Genomic DNA, 17,132 nt, shown 5'->3' with positions numbered 1-17,132 from the left:
AACGCATGTATAAATAAACAGTACTAATAATCTAGACTGGTGCTTAAACAATTGCAAACCATTCTACAAATTAATTTTTAAAACCATGATAATTCAGCAATTAAATAAAACTATACCTACAAATATTAAGCGTTTAAAATACTTTAAAATTTTTCATTAGGAAAGCGTATGTTAACAGCTGAACAACTTGCAATCATGCTAGATCTCCAAAATAAAATGAACTCAAAGGTAAATCCAGACTGGTTAAATGCTGGCTATGGTTTCATGCGAGCGGCGATGGTTGAATCGGTGGAAGCGATTGAACACCATGGCTGGAAATGGTGGAAAGCACAGACCAAAGATTTACCACAATTACAAATGGAATGTGTGGATATTTGGCATTTTGCACTATCTCATATAATTATTTCCTATCAAGGCGATATTAACGCTTCTGCTAAACAAATCGCTATGCTTTTAGCAGAGCAATCTACACAACTGGAATTCGATGGAAAAACCTACACTTTTAATGAACAAGGTTTACTAGATAATTTAGAATTAATGACCGGTTTAGCCGCAGCTAAGCGTTTTGATGTCAGTTTATTTATGCGCATCATTGAGCAATGTGAGTTATCTTCAGATGAGCTTTTCCGACAATATGTCGGCAAAAACATCCTTAACTTTTTCCGTCAAGACCACGGTTATAAAGATGGTACATATAGCAAAGAATGGCATGGTCGGGAGGACAACGAGCACTTAGTCGAAGTTTTGGATGAAACAGATCCCACTAATAGCGCCTATGCAGAAAATGTATATAACGGTTTGCAACAAAGATACCCAGGCTAAACCATAAAAAATGCCCTAAGAACAACATTATTCTTAGGGCCCCATTAAGTTTTAATACAAAATATCACAGTGCAATTTAGCGCAGGCTGCCTAACCAACAAAGACCACTTTTTGTTTGAATTCAGTCGCAATGATATCCGAAAATTGCTGCTCCAACACATGACGTTTTACTTTCAAAGTCGGCGTCAATAAACCATTATCAATGGTCCATTCATCTTTTAACACCACAACATGGTCAAGTTTCATATGACTCTCTAAACCAGCATTCACCTTTTCTAATGTCGCTGTTAAAGAGGTAGTCAAATCATCTTCTGATAATTTAGCCGCTTCTTCTGACATAACCATTAACGCAATCGGTTGTGGTAAATTATTCCCGGTCACACACACTTGCTCGACGTTAGTATTTTCTAAAATTTTACCTTCTATCGGTGCTGGAACAACGTACTTACCTTTAGACGTCTTAAAGATTTCTTTCAAACGGCCTGTGATTTTGACATAACCGTCTGCATCTATTTCTCCTTTATCGCCTGTTCTTAAATAGCCATCTTCGGTAAATGTCTCAGCTGTTTTTTCTGGCTCTAAGTAGTAACCAAGCATATTACATGGCGCTTTGACTTGGATTTCACCTTCATCCGAAATACGAATATCAACGCCATTATATGCTTTACCAATAAACCCGACTTTATCAGAGCGATAAGGAACAGACGCTGTACCAAATGCAGAGTTTTCGGTCATGCCCCACCCTTCTGAAATTTTAACGCCTAAACGTTCAAACCATTTTATAACAGGTGGTGCCAATGGCGCTGAACCACTCGCCCAAAGTCGTGCTTGATCTATGCCTAAAGCACTGACAATTTTCTTTTTGATCACGTTATTTAAAATAGGAATGCTTAACAGAATGTTTAACTTTTTCTGTGGCATTTTAGCCAAAATCCCCATCTGAAACTTAGTCCATAAGCGAGGTACGGAGACAAACAATGTAGGCCTATGTGCAACAACGTCACGGTTAAATGTCTCTAATGATTCGACAAATGAAATTTGCATGCCAGAATAAAAGCTTGCTAGCTCAACAATTACTCGTTCAGTAATGTGCGCGAGAGGAAGGTAGGACATAACGCGATCAGCGGCACTCACAGCTAAATCGTCTAAACACGCACTAGCGGCCCAATTAATCGTTTTGTAGCTATGCATAACACCTTTTGGCTGACCAGTACTGCCAGAGGTATAAATAATTGTCATTAAATCATCTAAATCAGGAACAGGATTATCTGATATAGGTGCAATATCCATATAGTCAGACCAGCTAGTGCCAATATTTAATTCTGGATATGGAAATGAGACTGTGGGCACTCCATCAGGAATATAGCTTAGACTCTGCGCATAATTGTCCATCCGTCCCACAAACATTAACTTAACGTCTGCATGGTTCAATACATAGCTGATCGTTTCGGCACCCGCTGTAGCAAAGATAGGTACACTGACATGACCGGCTAACATAATACCGAGGTCAGTGATGAACCATTCCGCACAGTTTTTAGAAAAAATACAAATACGACTACCCGGTTCGAGATTCATCGCACGTAGTTGTGCCGCAACTTTCCGGGCCTGAGTTGACACAGTCAGCCAAGTAAAATCACTAACCTGACCGTTCAGTGGTTGCCTTAAATATACAGTGTCGGGGCATTCTTGTTCCCACTTGTAGAGCATTTCTACAGGGGTTTTTAGGTCTGTCGAGGTTGTTGCTACAGTATCTAATGGCATAGCCTGTCCTTTTTTACTTCTTATTAACATGGATAATACCGATTATTTTGCAAAAAACCACACACAAAATGTAAGGAATTGAATCGAAAATACGACAAAATCCATCTATATCAATTTATACATGGATATTATCGGTCTGGTTTGTAAATTTTTTGAGAATAAATTTTACGAATTGACTAAGGCTAAGTTTTCTTTGTAACGATTGCAGCTAGATTGATTAATCATGATACTGGCAATATCGTTACCTTCATGCCCAGTATAGGTATAAATAAGAGGGACATCCATATTGAGTAACATCTGCATTTCTTCACTTAAGCAGACTGAGTTATGTAGTTCGGGCCCCATCGTCGCAGCAAACAACTGAGTATTGATGTCGTCTAGAGAGAATTTGATTAACGTGTAATGAAAAACAAATGCTCCCCCCTCCACACTCGTTTTATTCAAACGCGTATTAGGATCTATTAAAGCTGGTAACCCTAAATTCATCTCATCTGATGCAACAGCTAACTCATCAGAAAATTGTTGCGAATAATAATTGTGCTCTGTCGTAGTGTTTTGCCAAAATTTGGATAAAGAATCAGCTTGGGCGTCAGATACATACATGAAGCTTAAAATAAAAATAATATGAAGAGTGTTTGTTTTCAAGAGTAACCTCACAACATTACATGCACCTCAACTCTTTAAAAGTGCGGTACAAAAAATGGCAATCATGGAAAAGCCATCTACATTTAATAGACAAAATGTTTACATAGACAAGGAAAACAAATGCGCCGTTTAACGTTACTTATTAGTTTTGCAACCAGCGCTAGCTATGCCTTTGTCGCGTTTTTGGTTTGGTATTTATATGACCAAACTCTTTTTCATAATCACTATATGGTGATTTCACTGTTAACGCTTATTCCATTAATACTGCCGAGTTACAAAGTCCATGACGTGCTAGTGACTTTGTATCTGTCTGGCTTACTTGCCAATCTGCTTTTACTTGTGAGTGAAAAGATAAGTTTAGTCGTTACTACTGATACTTTCTTAATTTTTATCAGCTTCTTTGGAATTAGTAGCCTGCTTTATATCGTTAATTGGTGTATTTCAACCATTTACCCATCTAAAACACTTGAAAATCGTCGACAAAAAGAAAGTCATACTTTGAAGTCGCTACCCTAACCCTTTTACTGTCAGATTGCTTTAAACCATCCTGAATCTCACCATAGAGGTACTGCATGAGCTGGGCCAAGAATTTATATTTCTTAGATTAAATTTTAACTTACTGATTAATAATGATTTTAATCACTTCGACATGGTTCTTTTTAGTTGATGGTAAATCTATGCAGAGTAGATTGTAAAAATATCCGACATACCTAGGCTTTGCGCCAGTATGCAAGCACGTCTTTTTATTGCTAATATATTAGTATTCCTACTGACTTCTCCAATAGACTAATCGAGGTCTAACAAGGCGACATCTCTATGATGCTTTTTCTCTCTTTATTGATTGCACATCACCTGGCAGATTATTATCTTCAGCGACACACTTGGATAATGTGTAAAGTACAACATCATGAAAAATCGATTGGATTGTTTTATCACATTTTGGTCCATGTAGGTCTAACTTCATGCGCTTTGTACATTGCCTTAGCACAGTGGACTTGGCTAAGCACATTCGCCTTGGTATTTATCATTACTACACACTATGCGATTGATATTTGGAAGACATACCAAACCTTTACTGCGCGTTATTATATTGCCGATCAATTAGGACATTTTGTTGTACTTGCGATAACAGCGGCGAGTTTTATACAGTTTTATCCTGATTTAATAGTGCCGAGTTTTAGTTTTTTACCGTTTAACCATACTGAGCAAATCAGTTTCTTAGCATGGGGGCTAACGCTATTATTTTTGGGGAATCCAACGGGCATTTCTTACATGGTATTTTTTCGGCCTTTGACGCAAAATAAAGACATTGGTATTGCTGAAAATGATGGTGAGATTTTTAATAATATCAACTCTGGGGCTATCGCTCGATTAACGAGCGTGATTATAGTGGGTACAGGACAATTTATTCTAGCAACTTTTTTGATCAGCTTGCATTTGACGTGGACGTATTACCAGTTACTACCCTTCTCTAAAACAGACACAGCTGAACAATATAGCGCCAGAAAAGTCTTTAACTACAGTTATTTTCTCGCAAACCATGGCTTGGCGGTCGGTTTAGGTGTTGTTTTATATCTGTTTACCTAAATTTCACGCCCCCTATATTTAGTTTGACGCAAAGTGCATATTTGAGTAAGCGTGTCGCAAGATACTTAAACAAAATCAGGCTGACGATTCTTTCTTCGCTTGTCAGCTAAAGATTTCTCTTTTTCTCTTTTGTGTTTTTTTCTGTTGGACGAGTCAGATTGTTCTTCGTCAAATAGGTAATCATCAAAACGTTGATATTTTTTCATTATCCTTTCTCTAATTAGGTATCCTTACCTTATTAAATATCGGTATTTTTAAAATAAACTTCAATCTTTTTGCTTATGAAAATGGGTAACTAATGAACAAAATCCACTCAATTACAACCAATGTCTACCCCTTAAGCATTCAAATTATAGATAAAAACCTATAAAGTAAGTTTGTGGTTAAATTATCACCACAACATATTTACATAGGATTTGAAGGCAAGTCACGATTCAAGTTCATCATTTCATAGGATTTGGAAGCAAAAAAATGAGCCAAAATAGTGTAGTTGTTCTAAGTGCCAAACGTTCTGCCATTGGTACTTTTAATGGAAGTTTAAAATCAATTGAACCAGCTGAATTAGCTGGCCAAGTACTAAAATCAAGCATCGAAGCTTCAGGTGTTGCCGCGGACCAATTTGAATCAGTTGTCGTCGGTAACTGTATTCCAACTGAATCTCGTTTCCCTTATGTCGCTCGTGTTGCCGCTGTGCAAGCTGGTATGAGCCTAGACTCAACTGCAATGGCTGTAAACCGTCTATGTAGCTCTGGCCTACAAGCAGTTGTGAACTCAGCGCAAGGAATCATGCTTGGGGATCACCAATTAGCGATCGGTGGTGGCGTTGAAAACATGTCACGTGCCGGCTATTTATCTCCAGCACTGCGCTCGGGTGCTCGCATGGGTGATAGTCAAATGATCGATATGATGGTAGCCGCATTAACCGACCCTTTTGGTGTGGGTCACATGGGTATTACTGCGGAAAACCTTGCTGAAAAGTGGGATATTAGCCGTGAAGAACAAGATGTGTTTGCAGCCACATCTCATCAACGTGCAGCAGCCGCTATCGATGCTGGTTATTTCAAAGATCAAATCGCAGATGTTGTTTTAAAATCCCGTCGTGGTGAAACCATTTTCAATGTTGATGAACATTTAAAAGCAGATACTACTGCAGAAAAATTATCAGGTATGCGCCCGGCATTTAAGAAAGACGGTACAGTGACAGCAGGTAATGCGTCGGGTATCAATGATGGAGCTTCTTTCTTAACCCTCGCGTCAGAAGCTTATGCTAATACCAACAATCTACAACCAATGGCACGTATGGTATCTTATGCAGTTGCTGGTGTACCGAACCACGTCATGGGTGAAGGCCCAATTCCTGCGACCCAAGCTGCGCTGAAAAAAGCTGGCTTAACGCTTAACGATATTGATGTGATTGAATCAAATGAAGCATTTGCCGCACAAGCGATTGCAGTGTCTCGTGGTCTTGATTTAGATCCAGCCAAAACAAATGTTAACGGTGGTGCAATTGCACTAGGACACCCAATTGGTGCGTCAGGCGCAGTGATTGCTACTAAAGCCATTCATGAAATGCATCGTGTTGGTGGTCGTTATTGCTTAGCCACAATGTGTATTGGTGGTGGTCAAGGTATTGCGGTTATATTTGAACGCATGTAGAAAAAAAGTCTGTTCTGATTGTTTTTGGAACAGACCACTACACCCTACCAGTGTCGTCCAGACAAGCATTTTTTAATCTATTCATACTATGTTTGGTGCAAATGTAGTATGAATAAATACCAATCGCTATTTGAAATAAACCGGAAAGGCAATATTTTCCGAGATGGTAGATTTAGGGAAATTATTTCGAGAAATGGTCGGTGTGAGAGGATTTGAACCTCCGACCCCCTGCACCCCATGCAGGTGCGCTACCAAGCTGCGCCACACACCGATTTATAATTGCCAATACTTTAGAAGGCGTACTTTTAATAAAAGCAGGCGTGCTTCAAACAAAAGCACGCGTATTATAGGCAAAACCATTCTGATTACTAGCGCTTTTTTAAATAATTATTCTTACAAATCGTTTTTTAAGACAACTCGGTAACGAGCTTGGCCAGATTCCAAATGCGCTATAGCAGCATTAATATCAGACAATGCAAATTCTTCGACCTGAGGTGCTATTTTATGTTGTACAGCAAAATCAAGCATTTGCTTAATGGTTCCTGGCGCGCCTACGGGTGAACCAGAGACACTCTTCTGTCCACCAATTAAGTTAAATACACCAATATCAAGCGGTGCTAAAGTCGCTCCGACAAAATGTAATCGTCCTTTGGGTTTTAAAGTACCTAAATACGCATTCCAATCCAACTTCACATTCACTGTGGAAATAATAAAATCAAAAGAGTCTGCTGCCTTTTCCAGTTCTGAGGATAAGGTCGAATTAATGACATAATCCGCGCCTAAGGTATATGCTTCTTGAGCTTTAGCATCACTAGAGGTAAATGCAGTCACCTCACACCCCCAAGCATGTAAAAATTGCAAAGCAATATGCCCTAAACCACCAATCCCAATAACTGCCACTTTGTCTGTCGGTTTAATATCAAATTGGACTAATGGGTTGAAAACGGTGATACCACCACAAAACATGGGCCCTGCCACTTTCATGTCTAACTCATCAGGTAATGCAACAACCGCTGAGCTGTGCGCTCGAACCACTTCTGCAAAACCGCCATGACGCCCTATGATAGTCCCTTTGGCGCTACGACATAAATTTTGGTCGCCTGAGTGACATGGGCTACAGTCTAAACAATATTCCGATTGCCATCCTAGCCCCACTTTTTGGCCAACCCTAAAACTCTTAACGTGTGCCCCTACTGCTTTGATGGTTCCAGCGACTTCATGCCCACCAACAAAGGGGTAAGCTGTTATCCCCCATTCATTTTTCAGCATAGAAATATCCGAATGACAAACACCACAGTACGCGACATCGATATCGACCTCGTGAGCACCTAACTCATTTAATGTAAATTCGTATGGCGTTAACTCTGATGTAGGACCTGTTGCTGCAAAAGCTTTTATCATGGAATGGCTACCGTATAATTTTGTCCCTGTTAATGGGGACTTGTTGGCTGAAAATGTTTTGTTCTTAATGACGTATTCTGTGAAATATCAACATTGTTAATACTTTTTGTAAGGTTGTAAAGTTCATAACTAAGCGCTTGCAACAAATACTTACAAACTCATCCTAGCTTAATCCGTATTTTTCTTAGCATAATCATGATTAAAATATCGAGTAAACCTAACTATGATCACATTAGACTCTATCACCAAAACATTCCAAAATGGCGAAGAGCTTGTCACTGCTCTGAACAACGTCTCTTTGCAAATCGCCCAAAATGAATTCGTAGCGATCATGGGGACTTCAGGTTCAGGTAAGTCAACGCTGATGAACGTATTAGGGTGCTTGGATACGCCAACATCTGGACAGTATGATTTGGATGGCAACAACGTAGCTGAATTAGATGATGATACGCTGTCACACATTCGCAATAAATACATAGGCTTTATTTTCCAAACGTTTCACCTTTTACCTAAATTAGACGTGGTTGGTAATATTACTTTACCGCTTAGGTATAGTGATGTGTCGGACAAAGTCGCTCAAGAGCGTGCAAATAACTTAATTGAACGGGTTGGTTTGAGTCATAGAAAACATCATAAACCCTTTGAGATGTCTGGTGGTCAACGCCAGCGTGTAGCTATTGCAAGGGCTCTCATCAACGAACCCAGTGTGATACTTGCAGATGAACCAACAGGGAATTTAGACAGTAAAACATCAGATGAGATCATGGCTTTGTTGACAGAGTTGCATCAAGCAGGACAAACGATCGTGATGGTAACCCATGAACAAGAAATCGCAAATTATGCACAACGTGTTATACGTATGAAAGACGGCCAGGTTATCGAAGATACCCAAAATCAAACAGGTACTCTATGAAAATACAAGTCCACATAACGGCTTTATTAAAAGCATTCCAGCATTATCAATCGCTACGTATAACAGTCCCTAGGTCCCTGTTAGCTTTAGTTTGCTTCATTAGTATGGTTGGGTTTACTCATACTAGTTATGCCAATTCTCAGCCTCTCATTCTCAGTGGTAAAGTGAGTTCATCAGCCAAACAGGTTGTGGTTGCGCCACGGGCTTCTCGCTGGCAGATCCAAATTCAATGGATGGCCGAAGAAGGAGTTGTTGTGAATGCAGGAGAATTAGTCGCGGTGTTTGACGGTGCTACCGAACAAGCACTTTTAGAACAAACTCAAGAACGCTTGGAAGCATTAGAACTGGAATACCAGCAACTAGAGATGAGTTTGAACCAAGAATACACCGAAGCAGAGGGTCGTTTAAAAGTAGCAAAGATGTTAGTTGATCGAGCCAAAATTCCAGTTTCAGTGACATCAGATACCATTACTGAGTACCAAAGAGGCCAAGATCAGCTTGCTTTGGAAAGAGCGTTGATGGAACAAATTAAAGCTGCAGAGGCATTGGAAAAATCCAAAAAACAGCGTATTTCTGGGCTAGCCAAGAAACAACTTGATATCGATAAAGCCAAAGAAGATATTGTGTATTATGAAAATCTATTGACCAAACTCAATGTCGTAGCACAACACACCGGTCCAGTGACGTATTCCATTCACCCATGGTATGGTACCAAAGTAAAATCAGGTATGAATGTTCAACCCAGTTGGAAAGTTTTGGATGTACAAGCCAGTACGGATTTTATTGTTGAGTCGTTTGTGCACGAGATTGATGCTATACAACTTAGTCAAGGACAGAGCGTCGACATTACATTTGATGCATTCCCAGGTGAAGCCTATACCGGTGAAATCACTAAGATTTCTAGCCAAGCTGAAAATAAACCACAACTGAGTAATGCTGCCTATTTCCCTGTTGAAATATCTTTCAGAAGCCTCCCCAAACGGACGCTCTACCCGGGTATGAGCGTTCGTATTACACCAGAACAAGTGGCTAAACTATGATGAATGGACATTCTATATTGAGATCTTTTAGCGTTTTCGGTCTGACATGCATGGTTGTCCTGAGTGGTTGTGGAGAATCTAACCAATCAGCAACCGAGCTCTCTGTGAAACATGAATTAGTGATCCCAGCCCAGCTACAATCATTGCAAAATGTGAATATCGGTCCTCCTAACATTTCAAGAATGTGGCAATACAAAATTCAGAAAATTGCACCAGAAAATAAGATTGTTAAACCTGGGGACATTCTTTTACAATTTGATGGGCAAGATCTACGCAATCGTCTTTTAACCAGACAGTCGGAACTCGATGCTGCCAAAAAAGAACTTGAGAAATTACTCCTCGAAGACGCAGCTCGCGAAGAAGATTTACGCTTGGCGCTTGCTGAAGCAAATATGAACATGGACATAGCAAAACGCAAAGTTGAAATTACCGATGTCTCTCGTTCAGAAATAGAGAGACGTAAACAACAAGCTGACTATGCAATCGCTCAAGTGCGGTCAGCCCAAGCACAACAGCGCTTGGATGAACACAAAGCTAGACGCATCGTGAATCAACAGGTCCAAGAAGCTCGGATCACCAGTTTCCAGTCCAAAGTAGACGAAATCAAAACAAGTATCGATAAACTAACGATTAAAAGTCCCTCTGCAGGGATCGTGGTCATTAACACGAACGGTGACGGGGATAAACATGCAGTAGGTGATACGGTCTTTATGGGCGCAAGTTTAATTGAAATACCTTCCTTGGAAAATCTCGCTATTAAAATGGAAGTGGATGAAGCAGATACGACTAAAGTTTTCATCGGCCAAACAGTTGCAGTCGTACTAAATAATTACCCAGAGCGCAGCTTCACCGGAGTCATTACCAGTAAGGGGCAAGCATACAGACAAAAATCTACTCGTAATCAAAAAATTGTGTTTGATGTCTGGATCACTTTAGACAATTTAGATACCGAAATTATGCGTCCAGGTATGCAAGCCAACGTTACCATTCCTTTAGCTAAGGAGGAATTTTGATGAGATTACCCACATTCGTAACTTTGGGGTTATTGATAACAGGACTCACTGCATGCTCCCAACCGCCTAAAAGCATTACTCCTGTCTATACTGTTACTGAAAAAGCATTTGGTATAACCATCGAAGCTCAGGGGGAAATAGAAGCGGCTGATGCCAAAAAAATTATTGCTCCAGGTCGGCGACCTATGATGATTGCCTGGCTAGCTCCAGAGAATACTCAAGTCCAAGCTGGAGATGTGATTGCACGTTTTGACGCTGAGCAAATTACCCGTTCAAAACGTGAAGAAGAATTTGCCATGCTCAAAATTCAGCAAGACATCATCAAGTCAAACGCTGCACAGAGCCAAGAAAAACAAGATATTTTGTCAGAACAGGCATTTGTTGCACAAGAGTTTGCATTTGTCGATAAATTTGCCATTGATGACCTGCGTTTATATTCACAACTAGAAATTATTGATACCTTACAAAATCGCGATTTTTTGGAAGCAAAAGATGAGTTTTTAGATTGGAAAGAAGACAGTGTTTTAGAACAACATGCCTCAGAAATGTCTGTGCTGGATATCAAAAAGAAAGGCTTTGCCGCAAAAGTCAAAAGATATGATGCTGCGTTGTCACAACTCGAAGTTAAAGCTAGTCATTCTGGCCTCTTGGTATATGTCAAAGATCGCCGTGGGGAAAAACCTGCTGTCGGCAATACCGTGTTCCCTGGTAGCCCCATCGCTCAAATTCCTAATCTGGATAACTTACAAACCAAACTATATGTCCAAGCAAACGATGCCATTGATTTAGCAACTGGGCAAAATGTCGATATCGTCCTTGATGCTTTTCCTGAGCGTAAATTTACTGGTAAATTAACGAAAGTTGCAAAATTTCCACGTTCTATCGCACGAGGGAACCCTATCAAGTTTTATGAATTAAACGCTGATATTGAACAATCAGATATACGTGTTTTACAACCAGGACGTAAGGTTTCAGCAAAGATCCATGTAAAATCACCCACACCAAGTTTGGTTGTGCCTCTCCAGAGTGTTATTTATGACCAAGAAGATAGTTTTGTTTGGGTCGAACAGAACGGTGAATTTGTGAAAACACCCGTTACTACCGGTCGTAAAAACTTGTATTTTATTGAAGTCACTGCCGGTCTTAGTAACGGTGATAACATTGCTTTAAGTGCATTAAATGTTACCCAAGGAGCTGATTCATGAGCACGTTCAAACGCACTACCAAAGTCAGCTTTGCCCAGTACATTATTCTCATCAAAGATGCGTTAAAAGAGCTCTCAGCGCAAAAACTCAGAACATTTTTGACGTTACTAGGCATGATTTTTGGTGTAGGTGCGGTGATCGCTATGCTTAACATCGGAGAAGGAGCTGAACGAGAGGCGTTAAAACTCATCGACTCTATGGGAGTCAATAATATCATTATCAATGAACAAGAATTTTCTGATGATGAATTAGTAGAAATTCGTGAAGAGTCACTAGGTCTTAGTATGGGAGATGTCGCAGCAGCCGTTTCGACCTTGCCTTTCGTGAGTGATTTTAGTGCCAGTAAAATTATTAAACGCTATGATGTTTATTCAGACTATGCCAAATCCGATGCTCGTGTTTTAGGGGTGTCTGCTCGCTACTATACCCATGCAAACTTAAAACTGATATCAGGGCGTTATACCAACGGAGAAGATGAACAGCGTCTTGCCCAAGTAGCAGTGTTAGGAGCGGATGCTGCTAAAGAGCTCTTTCCTGATACCGACCCCATTGCCCAGTTTGTTAAAGTCAACCAAGTCTGGTTACAGGTCGTGGGTGTATTACAAGCACCACCTGGTAATAAAGATGAGTTCCAAGGCGTCAAAATTGGTGGTGACCGCTACACCATCTTTACTCCATTAAACACGGCTTTAAAAAAGTTTGCACATAATTCTCTTGCGTCAGAGATTGATAGTATGAAGCTACGTATTGCACCTACCGCGAATCCAGTTGTTGCGGCTAAGGCCGTTACTCAACTTATGGAAATGCGTCATGCTGGTGTCAAAGATTACGATATTATTATCCCTGCTGAATTATTAGCCCAACAAAAACAAACTCAGCAAATCTTTAATATTGTAATGGCTTGTGTCGCAGGAATATCTCTATTGGTTGGTGGTATAGGAATTATGAATATCATGCTTGCTAATGTGATGGAACGTACGACAGAGATTGGTTTACTCCGTGCAGTCGGCGCGACACAACAAGACATCCGTCTACAATTCTTGGCAGAAAGCTTCACCATATCTGTATTAGGGGGGCTCTGTGGAGTGATCTTTGGCCTAGCTTTATCTGAGATTATTGGTTTTTATAGCGACTGGGCTGTCAGTTGGTCGCCAACTGCCATCGGACTTTCTTTGAGTATTTGCATGATCGTCGGTGTTGGTTTTGGTGTATTTCCAGCTATCAAAGCATCAAAACTAAACCCCATAGATGCCTTGCACAGCGATTAAGTGAAATGAGGGTTGCCGGTGATACCTTTGCCATCTCGTTATACTGTATGTTATTTCTTACACTTTAGGTTAGCGTAATAACCCACGCATTCTCTTATTTTGGTCTACATTTAAGGTAATGAATACTAAAATAAAGAAAACCTATGAACTATCCGTGGCACAGTAAAGCAAACCGAATATTTGCAGGAGTGATTGCTGTTCAGTGGGCTGTTGCAGTTGGCTTGGGAATACACTTCAGCACACTTACTCTTGCGTTAGCACTAGCAACATTAGCTGCATTACCCGCTCTCATTTTGATACTAAAAGCCCCCCACTCTTTTGTTTCTAGACACACCGTTGCGATAGCGACACAACTTTTGACTGCTCTACATATTCATCTCACGATGGGTCTGACTGAGATGCATTTTGAAATATTCACTGTCATGGCATTTTTAAGTATCTATCGAGACTGGAAAATTATTTTAACCGCGGTTGGTGTTGTGGCCCTACATCACATCAGCTTCTTTTTTATACAATTATCAGGCGCTCCAGTCTTCGTTTTTGAATCTGGCCATCTGCTTTTTAGTATGTTGATGCTACATGCGTTTTTTGCCATCGCCGAAGGTGCAGTACTGATGCACATTGCGCATGGTATGGAACAAGAATCAAAGGATAATCTTTTACTTTCTGATGCCGTTCAAGCAGTGTGTACGAACGGCAAGATTGCAGCGAACAAAAACATCACAGGTACTTCTGTCGCTATTAATGAGTTTAATAAGTTACTCAGTGCATTACGAGAGCTGGTGAATACTATCCAAACCAGTGGCTCCAGCTCTGCAGAGTTATCTGAACAACTTTTATCCACATCGGCACAAACGCTGACGGGTTTACAAGGTAACGCAGTAAATGTGTCGCAGATATCCTCATCGTTAACCCAAATTTCATCAGCCAATACGGAAGTAGCAGAAAATGTAGTCGGGATAAATCATCTCAGTGGGGAAGTCAAAAATGAGACAACATCAACCAAAGCACTCATAACTGAAAATACGCATGAAGCTGAGAGTTTAAAAAATGATATTGAAAATGCCGTAAATTCAATAAAGTCTCTAGCCGAAATGGTACAAAGTATTGAATCATCGATGACGTCTATAAAAAACATTTCAGACCAAACTAATCTGCTAGCGCTAAATGCCGCTATAGAATCGGCGCGAGCAGGTGAATTTGGGCGAGGCTTTTCCGTGGTGGCAGATGAAGTTCGCGCCTTGGCTCTAAAAACGAATCATAACGCAGAAGAAATTACCCAAATTACAGAATTGTTATCTGGCCAGGCTAAAACAGCGGTTACCAGTATGTCGACATGTGCAGAACAATTTGCGCATAGTTTACATAACACCCAGGTCGTCAATGAACGTGTGAGTAACATTGACCAATTAATGAATGATCTAAACCAGCGTATCGCAACTGTCGCAGCGGCCACAGAAGAACAGTCCAGTATGTCTAATACCATTGCTAAGTCGGCGCAAGAACTACACAGTTCAACAGAAAATCAGGTTCAAGCGATTAACGCCAACCAATACCAGTTAAATGATTTAACTGCACAAATAAACCTGTTAAACCAACAACTCACTCGCTTTGAAACTTAATGACGCAGCCCGAAAAATGGGGAGTGTTTGGATTATTACCAGTTTGGATAGGTATTTTTATTGTGAGTCTCATGTTCACTCAAGAGAGCTTGTTAACGGACTTTGACCCGCACCAGAAAATACATATGGCAAGTATGTCAGTCGCATTTGAGAAGGATTTTACTCTGGAAGTTAACCGTATTCTAGAGCAAGATACGACAAATCTAGTACTGCACCTAGGAACCTCAGATAACTGTTTTTGTGAACTGTTAGCCCGCCAGCATGTCACTGAGACAGCAGAATATGTGAAAAACAATCATCTGCAATATCAAGAACTTCTGCTAGATAAGCATCTGAGTTTACTAACGTTTATCAGTTCAGTACCAGCAATAGCAATCTTTGATGCACACGGTGACTTAGCTTATTTAGGGCCCTATTCAGCCGGACTAGGATGCTTGACCGACATCAGTTATAGTGAACGCTACCTGGTAAATCCACCGCTGCACGGCCCTGTCATCGCGACAGAAACTAAAGGGTGTTATTGTCAGGTAAATCGGCCTATTTAATCAAAAAGACTATCGGTACTTTCTAGCAAAGGAGATTGATTTTCAGCCTTAGCAAACCAAAACTGCATTATGTCAGCTGTCATACTTTGTTGTAATTCGTGCTTCAGTTCACTTGGACAGAATAAGGTCACCGATATTTGAAACTTAGCGTATTGATTCGTCACAATCTCCACCACGGGTTCAATTTCAATAAATTCAGTATCTAGTTGCCGCTCAATATAACTTTTATAACGCTCAGCTACATCTTTAAAGGGCTCACAATAGACCCGAGCTCGTTCAATTAACTGTGGTAATACCTCGTAAGGGTTCGCTGTCGGCTCTAATGTCACCATAAAGCTGTGTAAGGCATAACGCTTTAAAAAGTTTAAATTGACGACAGACTTAGTCACAATTTGTGAATTGGGAATGTATAAATGTCTGCCGGTATAGTCAGAAGAATATTCATCAATCTCAAGTAAGGTGACTTTAGCCCAGTCTAATTCAACTACTTCTCCTGACATGTTGTTCAGTTGTACCCAATCGCCAACACGAAAAGGTCGAGCTGATACTGCATACATGTACCCCAAAAAGCATTGAATGAATTCTCTGGTTGCTAGGACAATCGCCACCATAAAGGCCGCAATCGAAAAAGCTAAATTTTGTAACTCAGCAGCCCAAAAAGCGACAACACTTACCAAAATTAGTAGATTCGCAATATTTTTGAATAAATTGACTTTATAACGACGGTTTGTCGGAATGGCGTTTTTTTTGATGACTAACAAGACGATGGCATGCCGCACACCAAAAGCTATAACCAACATAAGACAAGTTGCCATAAACTTGTATGATTCCACTAAAGGCCATAAGGTGGTACTAAAAAATAGCTGTGTCGTATCCCACATAGATATGTCCTATTATTTTTACTGTGTAATCGAGTACTGAACACATGACTGTATCTGTGTAAAGCAATGTCGCGGTAAATGGATATTTCTCGATTTATTGCTGAGCAGGGTCTTCGTTGATACGACTGGCCACAGCACCATTTTGCCCTTTATATTTGGCATCGATACGTGCATTATAAGGTTTCTCAGCTGCTGCAGACAACACTTCAAAACTCAAGGCGCCAATCTTCATGCCAGGACGAAGTGCTAAAGGTAATTTACCAGAATTAAAAAACTCCAAGACAATATTACCTGACCAACCTGGATCAATACGATGTGCAGTGACATGTACCATTAACCCCAAACGTGCCAGCGAAGAACGGCCATCGAGCCACCCCACAATATTATCGGGTAAAGTCACTGATTCGTGCGTAATCGCTAAAGCGAGTTCACCTGGATGTAAAAAAAACGCTTTGTCATCAGCAATAACAATTTCGTCACTCATCACCGCTTCTAACTGATCTTGCACATCCGCTTTGGCTCCTGATAAGTCGATATAAGGCGCAGCATGATCTTCAAAAACGCGAAACTTATTACCTAGACGCATATCTACAGTTAAACCACTGATTTGGTCATATGCTGGCTCGGGAGAAATATTAATTTTACCGGCTTGGAGGTATTGATAAATATCTTTGTCACATAAGCGCATAATAAGTTACTTCTTGGATTGTACATAATATGTTTGTATTATCCTTGGACAATTGGCGTAAAGCAACGTTTTTACAGAGTTTTTT

Annotated in this window: 17 protein-coding genes and 1 tRNA gene; 11 read left to right on the top strand and 7 right to left on the bottom strand. The window is 40.3% G+C overall.

Features of this window, described 5'->3' with window-relative positions; genetic code table 11:
- Positions 1–168: 168 nt before the first annotated feature.
- Positions 169–822 (top strand): dUTP diphosphatase, encoded by a 654-nt coding sequence (locus tag NLF92_RS03840; RefSeq protein ID WP_254099083.1) that lies wholly within the window; start codon positions 169–171, stop codon positions 820–822.
- Between the two features lie 90 nt (positions 823–912).
- Here the strand turns inward: NLF92_RS03840 and NLF92_RS03835 are convergent, their stop codons facing one another.
- Positions 913–2,583, bottom strand: coding sequence for an AMP-binding protein (locus tag NLF92_RS03835; protein WP_254099081.1), 1,671 nt, complete (start codon positions 2,581–2,583; stop codon positions 913–915).
- Between the two features lie 165 nt (positions 2,584–2,748).
- Positions 2,749–3,228 carry a hypothetical protein gene (locus NLF92_RS03830; protein ID WP_254099079.1) on the bottom strand — a complete coding sequence of 160 codons (480 nt, stop codon included), beginning with the start codon at positions 3,226–3,228 and terminating at the stop codon, positions 2,749–2,751.
- A 120-nt stretch (positions 3,229–3,348) separates the two neighbouring features.
- Between NLF92_RS03830 and NLF92_RS03825 the strand changes: the two genes are divergently transcribed.
- The gene (locus NLF92_RS03825; RefSeq protein ID WP_254099077.1) at positions 3,349–3,744 is read left to right on the top strand and encodes a hypothetical protein; all 396 of its coding nucleotides are present in this window, start codon (positions 3,349–3,351) and stop codon (positions 3,742–3,744) included.
- 300 nt (positions 3,745–4,044) lie between these two features.
- Positions 4,045–4,815, top strand: coding sequence for a DUF3307 domain-containing protein (locus NLF92_RS03820; protein WP_254099075.1), 771 nt, complete (start codon positions 4,045–4,047; stop codon positions 4,813–4,815).
- Positions 4,816–4,880: 65 nt separating this feature from the next.
- Here NLF92_RS03820 and NLF92_RS03815 read toward each other — a convergent pair whose 3' ends face one another.
- Complete coding sequence (locus NLF92_RS03815; RefSeq protein WP_254099073.1) at positions 4,881–5,021, bottom strand: hypothetical protein; 141 nt, start codon at positions 5,019–5,021, stop codon at positions 4,881–4,883.
- A gap of 265 nt (positions 5,022–5,286) precedes the next feature.
- Here NLF92_RS03815 and NLF92_RS03810 point away from each other — a divergent pair, with 265 nt between their 5' ends.
- Positions 5,287–6,471 (top strand): acetyl-CoA C-acyltransferase family protein, encoded by a 1,185-nt coding sequence (locus tag NLF92_RS03810; RefSeq protein ID WP_254099071.1) that lies wholly within the window; start codon positions 5,287–5,289, stop codon positions 6,469–6,471.
- A 194-nt stretch (positions 6,472–6,665) separates the two neighbouring features.
- Here NLF92_RS03810 and NLF92_RS03805 read toward each other — a convergent pair.
- Positions 6,666–6,742 (bottom strand) — tRNA-Pro (locus NLF92_RS03805).
- A 122-nt stretch (positions 6,743–6,864) separates the two neighbouring features.
- Positions 6,865–7,872 (bottom strand): NADPH-dependent aldehyde reductase Ahr, encoded by a 1,008-nt coding sequence (ahr, locus tag NLF92_RS03800; RefSeq protein WP_254099069.1) that lies wholly within the window; start codon positions 7,870–7,872, stop codon positions 6,865–6,867.
- A gap of 223 nt (positions 7,873–8,095) precedes the next feature.
- Here ahr and NLF92_RS03795 point away from each other — a divergent pair, with 223 nt between their 5' ends.
- The 7 genes from NLF92_RS03795 to NLF92_RS03765 all read left to right on the top strand — a co-directional run bounded on the left by NLF92_RS03795 (position 8,096) and on the right by NLF92_RS03765 (position 15,478).
- Positions 8,096–8,785 (top strand): ABC transporter ATP-binding protein, encoded by a 690-nt coding sequence (locus NLF92_RS03795; RefSeq protein WP_254099067.1) that lies wholly within the window; start codon positions 8,096–8,098, stop codon positions 8,783–8,785.
- Positions 8,782–9,825: an HlyD family secretion protein gene (locus tag NLF92_RS03790; RefSeq protein ID WP_254099065.1), complete on the top strand. Its 1,044-nt coding sequence runs from the start codon at positions 8,782–8,784 to the stop codon at positions 9,823–9,825. The genes NLF92_RS03795 and NLF92_RS03790 overlap by 4 nt, the downstream gene beginning before the upstream one ends.
- Positions 9,826–9,875: 50 nt before the next feature.
- Positions 9,876–10,838 carry an HlyD family secretion protein gene (locus NLF92_RS03785; RefSeq protein ID WP_254099063.1) on the top strand — a complete coding sequence of 321 codons (963 nt, stop codon included), beginning with the start codon at positions 9,876–9,878 and terminating at the stop codon, positions 10,836–10,838.
- Positions 10,838–12,043, top strand: coding sequence for an efflux RND transporter periplasmic adaptor subunit (locus tag NLF92_RS03780; protein ID WP_254099061.1), 1,206 nt, complete (start codon positions 10,838–10,840; stop codon positions 12,041–12,043). Before NLF92_RS03785 ends, NLF92_RS03780 begins: the two co-directional genes overlap by 1 nt.
- Positions 12,040–13,311 (top strand): ABC transporter permease, encoded by a 1,272-nt coding sequence (locus NLF92_RS03775; RefSeq protein ID WP_254099059.1) that lies wholly within the window; start codon positions 12,040–12,042, stop codon positions 13,309–13,311. The genes NLF92_RS03780 and NLF92_RS03775 overlap by 4 nt, the downstream gene beginning before the upstream one ends.
- Positions 13,312–13,454: 143 nt before the next feature.
- Positions 13,455–14,933 carry a methyl-accepting chemotaxis protein gene (locus tag NLF92_RS03770; protein WP_254099057.1) on the top strand — a complete coding sequence of 493 codons (1,479 nt, stop codon included), beginning with the start codon at positions 13,455–13,457 and terminating at the stop codon, positions 14,931–14,933.
- Entirely contained in the window at positions 14,933–15,478 is a 546-nt protein-coding gene (locus NLF92_RS03765) for a DUF6436 domain-containing protein (protein ID WP_254099055.1), read from the top strand. The genes NLF92_RS03770 and NLF92_RS03765 overlap by 1 nt, the downstream gene beginning before the upstream one ends.
- Here the strand turns inward: NLF92_RS03765 and NLF92_RS03760 are convergent.
- Together NLF92_RS03760 and dcd are read right to left on the bottom strand one after the other, a co-directional pair.
- The gene (locus NLF92_RS03760) at positions 15,475–16,293 is read right to left on the bottom strand and encodes a mechanosensitive ion channel family protein (protein WP_254099053.1); all 819 of its coding nucleotides are present in this window, start codon (positions 16,291–16,293) and stop codon (positions 15,475–15,477) included. The genes NLF92_RS03765 and NLF92_RS03760 overlap by 4 nt on opposite strands.
- Before the next feature lie 160 nt (positions 16,294–16,453).
- Positions 16,454–17,047, bottom strand: coding sequence for a dCTP deaminase (gene dcd, locus NLF92_RS03755; RefSeq protein WP_254099051.1), 594 nt, complete (start codon positions 17,045–17,047; stop codon positions 16,454–16,456).
- Positions 17,048–17,132 lie beyond the last annotated feature (85 nt).

Origin of the sequence: Opacimonas viscosa, from assembly GCF_024199005.1 — a bacterium.
GTDB classification, from domain to species: Bacteria; Pseudomonadota; Gammaproteobacteria; order Enterobacterales; family Alteromonadaceae; genus Opacimonas; species Opacimonas viscosa.
The sequence above is the reverse complement of the archived record's forward strand: the minus strand, read 5'-3'. Positions and strand labels throughout refer to the sequence as shown.